At 63.5% G+C, this 7,608-nt stretch carries 5 protein-coding genes and 2 pseudogenes; 4 read left to right on the forward strand and 3 right to left on the reverse strand.

The window, feature by feature from the left end:
- Positions 1-223: pseudogene (locus EOA60_RS11685) on the forward strand (glycosyltransferase family 4 protein); the annotation flags it as partial.
- A gap of 60 nt (positions 224-283) precedes the next feature.
- Positions 284-1,303: a lipopolysaccharide heptosyltransferase II gene (gene waaF, locus EOA60_RS11690; protein ID WP_095825467.1), complete on the forward strand. Its 1,020-nt coding sequence runs from the start codon at positions 284-286 to the stop codon at positions 1,301-1,303.
- Between the two features lie 4 nt (positions 1,304-1,307).
- Here the strand turns inward: waaF and EOA60_RS11695 are convergent, their stop codons facing one another.
- Both EOA60_RS11695 and EOA60_RS11700 read right to left on the reverse strand, forming a co-directional pair.
- Positions 1,308-3,314 carry a hypothetical protein gene (locus tag EOA60_RS11695; protein WP_245322436.1) on the reverse strand — a complete coding sequence of 669 codons (2,007 nt, stop codon included), beginning with the start codon at positions 3,312-3,314 and terminating at the stop codon, positions 1,308-1,310.
- Positions 3,311-4,837, reverse strand: a complete 1,527-nt coding sequence (locus EOA60_RS11700; protein WP_095825468.1) for an NAD(P)H-hydrate dehydratase — start codon at positions 4,835-4,837, stop codon at positions 3,311-3,313. Before EOA60_RS11700 ends, EOA60_RS11695 begins: the two co-directional genes overlap by 4 nt.
- A gap of 346 nt (positions 4,838-5,183) precedes the next feature.
- Between EOA60_RS11700 and EOA60_RS11705 the strand changes: the two genes are divergently transcribed.
- On the forward strand, positions 5,184-5,522 hold the full coding sequence (locus tag EOA60_RS11705) for a P-II family nitrogen regulator (RefSeq protein ID WP_006205430.1): 339 nt from the start codon (positions 5,184-5,186) through the stop codon (positions 5,520-5,522).
- 61 nt (positions 5,523-5,583) lie between these two features.
- Positions 5,584-6,993 (forward strand): type I glutamate--ammonia ligase, encoded by a 1,410-nt coding sequence (gene glnA / locus EOA60_RS11710; protein ID WP_066989632.1) that lies wholly within the window; start codon positions 5,584-5,586, stop codon positions 6,991-6,993.
- A 240-nt stretch (positions 6,994-7,233) separates the two neighbouring features.
- Here glnA and EOA60_RS11715 read toward each other — a convergent pair.
- Positions 7,234-7,608: pseudogene (locus EOA60_RS11715) on the reverse strand (glutamine synthetase); the annotation flags it as partial.

Raw genomic sequence — 7,608 nt, forward strand, 5'->3', positions numbered from 1 at the left:
CGTCTTGACCACAGCGCGCGGCGCCCTGCCGGAGACGGTGGACACGGATACGGGCCGATTCTTCGAGAGCGACGAGGAGTTCGCCGAAGGTCTTGCCGAGGCCGCAGACCTGTGCATGCGCAAATGCCGTGAATCTGCCGCCGACAGATTTCCGATCGCGAAAACCGCGAAGGCCTATCTGGAACTCTATGCCCGCATCCTTGATGGCGAAGCGCTTCCGTGACAAGGAACCGGCATGCTCGCCGTTCGCGGCGACTGTGTCGGATCGAAAAGGTATCGCGCGTTGCGCCCCATTCTCGTGTTCTGCTTGCCGGCAATCGGCGACTTCATCCGCTGCCATTCGGCAATTCAAATCATAGCAGCGACGTTTCCTGGACAGCCGATCGACGTCATCACCTCGCCGCTGGCCGCGCCCCTGGCGCGCTTGATGCCGCATGTCCGGAAGGCCTGGACCGTTGAAAGGCATTGGAACCCCGGTCTCAAGGAGCGGGCGCGGCTGGCGCGCGAACTCCGCCAGGAGAATTATAACGCAGCCTATCTGCTCACCAGCAGCACCAAGGCGGCCCTGGTGCCGTGGCTGGCGGGCATTCCCGAGCGCATTGGATATCCGCGCGAGCTCCAGTTCGGCATCGTCAACCGACTGCCGTCGGGATGGCTGAGAACCTTCGTGGCCTTCGGCCCGCGCAAGACAAGGCTCGTCGAACAGGTCTGTGCGATCGCGCTCCTCGGCAAGCAGCCCGCCGAAGAAAAACAGCTGCCGGCCCCGCGGCTGGCGATTTCGTCCCAAGACGTTGCCAAGTGGCGCCGGCGCAACGGCATCGATCCGGCAAGGCCGGTGCTTTCCCTCTATACTTCCGATTTCGAGAACATGCGCTCATGGCCGCCCGAGCGCTTCGTCTCGGTCGCACGAAAGCATATCGAACGGGGTTGGTCCGTCTGGCTTGTCGGCGGTCCGCGCGAACGCCAGGCTGCCGCCCAGATTCGCGCCTTGTTGCCTGAGGCGATCGACTTCACCTCGACGCCCGACATTGCAGAGGCCATGCACCAGATCGCGGCCTCCACCGTCTTTCTCGGTGTCGATGGCGGTGTGTCCCATGCAGCCGGCGCCTTGGGCATTCCAAGCGTGCTCATCTTCGGCTCGAACCGATCCTACGTGCATGGACCCTTGAACGAGCAGGTAACCTTCATCGAGCCTCCGATCTCGATACCGAGCTGGGTCCTGAACACGCGCGGAATCAGTGAGCAGCGTGTGCTCGAAGCGCTGGCGGCAAGCGTCGGAAAATACGCACCCCAACCGGTATGACCGCTTACTCCTCGGTGGCGGCGCCGAAGCCCGCGCTCATGTTCGCGCGGGCGGTGTTCGTCCACGCGTCGCATGGTTGTCGATGCGCATCCGGAACAGGAAATAGGTCGGCGAGCAGAAGCCGATCCCCTTGACCCTGGCGGCACCGGGCGTGTCGGACGGCAGCCGACTGGCACATGTAGTCTTCGCGGCAGAAATGATCGGCCGAGCAGGCCGGACGGTTACCGCGATTGACGGCGCCGCCGAGGCATTGGTCGAAATTGTTGGTCGCCACGCAGATATCGAACTTCTTGCCGCCGACCAGGCCGCAGATTTCGCTCGGCATCGGCTTGCCGGCCTTGAAAGCGGAGAAGGCCAGATCCTTGGCGTCGCAGCCGCGATAGGCGAAGCCGCCTGGCACACCGATCTTGGGCGGCCGGCAGATATAGGCGGTGCGGGAAATGGCGGGCGCGAACGCCGCGAACTGGCCGGTGACCTTGTAACGGTCGTTGTAGGGTTGCCCGGTGTCGCTGGCGATCGTTCCGGTCAGGCAGGGATGGCCGGAAAAGATGTTCCGGCTCTCCTTCGGCAGCAGGCATTGCGCCAGTTTCGCCTTAACTCCCGTAGCGGTCGCGATCGGTGTGCAGACCGTGCCGGCTCCGCATTGCCAGCTGTTGCCGAAGCGGGCGGCGTCTTCCGGCACCAGGCACGGCATGGTGGGCTCGGCCGGCGTATAGGCGATCTCGCCGGTGTCTTTCCACGCGGCGGGTGGTGCGAAGGACAACGGGCGAAACCCGTTCGCTTCTCTGCCTTCCACAGTCTCCTGCAGCCACGCCTCGCGGCGCGGAATCTCGGCATGGAGATGCGGCGAGATGCCGACTTCGATGCGGTTGAGCGGCGAAGTCGCGCTATCGTCGAGGCCGATGAAATGGATTCCTGCGGTCGAGCCCGCCTGATGGCAGCCATGGCAGGCGCCGTTGTCGAGCCGCTCGATCAGGGCTTCAGCCGTGCGCGCCAATGTCAGTTTCGAATAGTCGACCCCGGCAAGCGCCTCCGGTTCGAACAGTGGCGTGAATGGATGATTGGCCTGCCTGGCACTGCCGAAGGTCGACCAGGAGATGACCTTCTTCGCTAGGAATTCATCCGGGATTTCGTAAACGCCGAGATCGATTGCACCGGCATTGGCGCGGACATAGTCCGTAAGCCTCGCCTTCAACCGCGCGTCTTGCGCAAGGCGGATGGTGTCCGGCGTATTTTCGAGCGGTTTCTGGCTGATTGTGGTGCCGTCGATACCGAAGATGCGCATGAGATAGGCGGCCTGACCGCCAAATTCGGTCTCCTGGCCGGAAGGAAAGCGCACCACCTGAGCGTTGAGTTCGAGCTGCTTGAAGGAGAGGCTCGCTTTATCCAGCGGTCCGCCGGACAGCCACCCGGCATCCGCCGCTTCGTCGATCTGCGGCGTCCAGCGCCCGGCGACGCCGGTACAGCCGCCGTCGGCGTCGGGAGCTGCGCGGTAGATGGCACTGAAATTGAATGGCAGCCTCGAGGCCAACACCTTGCCGTTCTTCCTGAAACTATAGGCAAGGCGGTAGATGAAGCGCACCTCGCCGCAGCCCGCTTCCCCACCGAGCTTTGCGAAGTCACGCCGGTCGAGCCGGTTGACGACGCCGACCAGCCGGAAACGCGCCGCGTCGGTCTTCAGCCAGCGCATGTCGATGATGCGGCCGACATTGCCGTCGGTCACCTCATAGAGCGGCCGGCCGCCTGCTTTCAGGTCGGCGCGCAGTGCTGCGACATCGGCCGCTACGGTGTCGACGATGGCGTGGTAGGCCGACGCCGCGTCATAGAGCGTTTTCAGATCATCCTTGCCGCTGATGCCAAAAATACCGGCGAATCCGAAGCCATCGGCGTCGAGCTTGGCGAGCACCTGCGGATCGTCCACGACCGTGACCGGACGACCGGCAGCATCAGCCGCCCGCACGCCAAGAACAGCGATGGCAGCGACCGCGACAAGGATCGCCAGCCTCATCATCGGGCAGCCATCCCATTCTCGACCAACGCGTGCAGCACAGGCACCATCGCCAAAGGCAAATCCTCGGCGATCAGGCCGGGTCCGAACCGGCTGCCGGCTTCGGCGTGTATCCAGACAGCCGCGCAGGCCGCTTCGAACGCCGGCATGCCTTGTGCCAGGAGCCCGGCGATGATGCCCGCCAGCACGTCGCCCGAACCCGCGGTGGCAAGCCACGGCACGCCATTGCCGTTGATCGCGGCGCGGCCGTCTGGTGCTGCGATCACCGTGTCGGCGCCTTTGTAGACGATGACGGCGTTGGCTCGCGCCGCCGCCGCGCGGGCCTTGCCGAGTTTGGAAAGAGCCTTGTCGCCCGCGACCTTGGGCAACAGCCTGCCGAACTCGCCTTCATGCGGCGTCATCACCAGCGCCGGGGCGCCGGACTTTCGGGCAGCCTGGAAAAGCGTCTCAGCCACGTCGCGAAACGAGGTGATGCCGTCGGCGTCGAGCACCAGCCCTTCAACGCCGGTCTCCTGCGCGTGCCCGGCGCCGAGCAGCGCCAGGACAAAATCGCGCGCCTTTTCGCCGACGCCAAACCCCGGGCCGAGCACAAAGGACGAAGGGCGGCGATCGGCACGGAACGCACCGAGATCGGCAACCGCGTCGACCTTGCGCAGCATGATCGATGTCAGATGCGCGGCATTGACCTGCATGGCATTCGCCGGCGACAGCACCGTCACCGCCCCTGCCCCGCTTCTTGCGGCTGCGAGCGCCGACAGGCGCGCGGCACCGGTGGCCGCTGGACCGCCCGAAAAGACGCTGACATGACCGCGCTTATATTTGTGCGCATCGACGGCTGGAACCGGAAAGGCAGGCAGCCAGAGCGCCGGCGCATTCTCGAAAGTGCGCGGCGCGACTCGAGCGATGATGTCGTCACCGATGCCGATGTCGGCGAGCACGATCTCGCCGCTCATTTCCCGCCCCGGCAGCAGCAGATGCCCCGGCTTCTTTCGCGCGAACGTCACGGTAACGACCGCCCGAAATGCGCTGCCGAGGATGGCGCCGCTTTCGCCGGAAACGCCCGAGGGCAGGTCCACGCCGACGACCGACAAGCCGAGATCCGCAACGACCTGGACGGCCCGGGCGGCATCGCCCGACAGTGCCTTCGAGAGCCCCGCTCCGTACAGCGCGTCGACCACCAGCGATCCCGGTTCGGCCGCGAAGGCAGATAGTGGTCGTGGCTCCAACGGGCAATCGGCTGCAGCCAGCGCGGCATCGCTGCCCGCGCGCGGTTCGCCCGATCTCCACAACGCAACGTCGACACCGCTCTTCCGGAGCAGGCTCGCCACGACATAGCCGTCGCCGCCATTGTTGCCGGGTCCGCAAAGCACGTGCACCCGTGCCGCCGCCGGATAGCGCGCCATGAGCACGGCCGCCACGGCCTCGCCGGCCCGGCGCATCAATCCGTAGCCGTCGAGCGGACCTTGGGCGATCGCCAGCCGGTCGGCTTCGGCCATTTCGGACGGGGAAAGAAGTTCATTGCGCATGGGATTGCCGATCTCCATCCGATCAAGCATTGTCCGATTTGCGGCTCGAAGCAATCAGCGGCGGGCGTATGCATCCCAGAGCGGTGGGCGCCCGGAGGGGAATCTGCCTGCAAATTGCGCTATCTGCTCAAGTTTTGCGCAGACGGATGGAGGAGCGATGTATAGGCTTTGGGCGTCGATGACGCATCCGATGCAGCGGATGACGCGGATTTGCATTCGGGTGCGGCAAGGCATGGAAATCGCCCGATACCGCCCTCAACCTCTGGTAATTGGCACGCTTCGTGCTTGATGAAGGCGCAAGCGGGGCGCGCAACCCGTCTCTTTGGCAGTGGAGGCCACTTTCTACATGAAAAAGATCGAAGCGATCATCAAGCCATTCAAGCTGGACGAAGTGAAGGAAGCGCTTCAGGAGGCCGGGCTGCAAGGCATCACCGTCACCGAGGCCAAGGGTTTCGGTCGGCAGAAGGGCCATACCGAGCTTTATCGGGGCGCCGAATATGTCGTCGACTTCCTGCCCAAGGTGAAGATCGAGGTCGTGCTCGGCGACGACGCCGTCGAAGGCGCCATCGAAGCCATACGCAAGGCGGCGCAGACCGGCCGCATCGGCGACGGCAAGATCTTCGTCTCCAACATCGAGGAAGTCGTTCGCATCCGCACCGGCGAGACCGGCATGGACGCGGTCTGACTCCACCCGTCTTCCTGAACCGTCATCATCAAAAAAACGTCAGCACACAGGGATACATGACATGACGACAGCCAAAGACATCATGAAGCAGATCAAGGACAACGATGTAAAATTCGTCGACCTGCGCTTCACCGATCCGAGGGGCAAGCTGCAGCATGTGACGATGGACGTCGTCGAGGTCGAGGAAGACATGTTCGCCGACGGCGTCATGTTCGACGGCTCCTCGATCGCGGGCTGGAAGGCGATCAACGAGTCCGACATGGTGCTGATGCCGGACACGGATACGGTCCACATGGATCCGTTCTTCGCCCAGTCGACCATGGTGATCCTGTGCGACATCCTCGATCCGATCTCGGGCGAGGCCTACAATCGCGACCCGCGCGGCACCGCCAAGAAAGCCGAAGCCTACATGAAGTCGGAAGGCATCGGCGACACCATCTATGTCGGCCCGGAAGCTGAGTTCTTCGTGTTCGATGACGTCAAGTACAAGGCCGATCCCTATAACACCGGGTTCCGCCTGGACTCGACCGAGCTGCCGTCCAACGACGACACCGACTATGAGACCGGCAATCTCGGCCATCGGCCGCGCATCAAGGGCGGCTACTTCCCTGTGCCGCCGATCGACTCCTGCCAGGACATGCGTTCCGAGATGCTGACAGTGCTCGCTGAAATGGGCGTGCGCGTCGAAAAGCATCACCACGAGGTCGCGGCCGCCCAGCACGAACTCGGCATCAAGTTCGACACGTTGGTGCGCAACGCCGACAAGATGCTGATCTATAAGTATGTCGTGCATCAGGTCGCCAATGCCTATGGCAAGACGGCCACTTTCATGCCGAAGCCGGTGTTCGGCGACAACGGCTCGGGCATGCACGTGCACCAGTCGATCTGGAAGGGCGGCAAGCCGACCTTCGCCGGCAACGAATACGCCGGCTTGTCGGAAACCTGCCTCTTCTACATCGGCGGCATCATCAGGCACGCCAAGGCGATCAATGCCTTCACCAACCCGCTCACCAACTCCTATAAGCGTCTGGTGCCGGGTTACGAAGCGCCGGTGCTGCTCGCCTATTCGGCGCGCAACCGTTCGGCCTCCTGCCGCATTCCTTTCGGCTCCTCGCCGAAGTCGAAGCGCGTCGAGGTCCGCTTCCCCGATCCGGGCGCGAACCCCTATCTCGGCTTTGCCGCCATGCTGATGGCGGGTCTCGACGGCATCAAGAACAAGATTCATCCCGGACAGCCGATGGACAAGGATCTCTACGACCTGCCGCCGAAGGAATTGAAGAAGATCCCGACGGTCTGCGGCTCCCTGCGCGAAGCGTTGCAGAACCTCGACAAGGACCGCGGCTTCCTGAAGGCAGGCGGCGTGTTCGACGACGACCAGATCGACTCTTATATCGAGCTCAAGATGGCCGAGGTGATGCGCTTCGAAATGACCCCGCACCCGGTCGAGTACGACATGTACTATTCGGTGTAAGCGACTGCATTCCCGACAGAAAACAACCCCGGCGAAAGCCGGGGTTTTTTCGTGAACAGCTCGCCAGAGGGCGGAAAGGCCGCAGGACGGGCCTCGTCAGAACAGCAGGCCAGCACTGTCGCGAGAGCGCGGATCTCATCGCCGCCAAGCAAGCCAGGCGTAAAAAAGCCCCGGCATTTCGCCGGGGCTTTTTTGATGTTCGCTGGCCTGGCGCGGACTGCCGCCCACGCCGTAGAAGCATCACGCCGCAGCCGAGACCTTTGCGTCGGTCGCGACCTCCGAGATCGTCTTCAAGACCTGCGAGGCGATCTGGTAGGGGTCGCCCTGGGAGTTCGGGCGGCGGTCTTCCAGATAGCCCTTGTAGTCGTTCTTGATGAAGGAGTGCGGCACGCGGATCGAGGCACCGCGGTCGGCAACGCCATAGGAGAACTTGTTCCAAGGCGCGGTCTCATGCTTGCCGGTCAGGCGCTTGTCGTTGTCCGGACCATAGACGGCGATGTGATCCATCAGGTTCTTTTCGAACTGGGCCATCAGCGCCTCGAAATAGGCCTTGCCGCCGACTTCGCGCATGTACTTGGTCGAGAAGTTGCAGTGCATGCCCGAGCCGTTCCAGTC

This window comes from Mesorhizobium sp. M1A.F.Ca.IN.020.06.1.1 (assembly GCF_004023265.1).
Taxonomy (GTDB): Bacteria; Pseudomonadota; Alphaproteobacteria; order Rhizobiales; family Rhizobiaceae; genus Mesorhizobium.